This window comes from Homoserinimonas sp. OAct 916, from assembly GCF_003260275.1.
Lineage (GTDB): Bacteria > Actinomycetota > Actinomycetes > Actinomycetales > Microbacteriaceae > OACT-916.
On record NZ_QJHB01000126.1, the window covers coordinates 1 to 279 of the forward strand.

Sequence of the window (279 nt, forward strand, 5' to 3'; positions counted from 1 at the left end):
GCGACGAGGTCGCCAGCCGCTGGGACTATGTACGGCTGCACGCTGAGGTGATCGCCAGCCAGCGGCGGCGCAAGCTGGTCTCCCGTGCGCTCATGAAGGGTAGGGTCACGCCCTGGGATCACCAGCCGACGTTCGACGCCAGCACCCAGTACATGCGCAACACCATCGATCTGGACGATCTCGAGCGGCGCGCGCGCTTCCCGGCGGCCTCCGTCGAATAGCCATGATGGAAACCGCAACCGACGTTCGCCGGCAACCGGCCAGGCCCAAGCGCTGGTT

1 pseudogene is annotated in these 279 nt (G+C 67.0%); it reads left to right on the forward strand.

The features are described 5' to 3' along the window. Positions 1-221 (forward strand): annotated as a pseudogene (locus DL891_RS16965) (hypothetical protein); the annotation flags it as partial. Between the last annotated feature and the right edge of the window lie 58 nt (positions 222-279).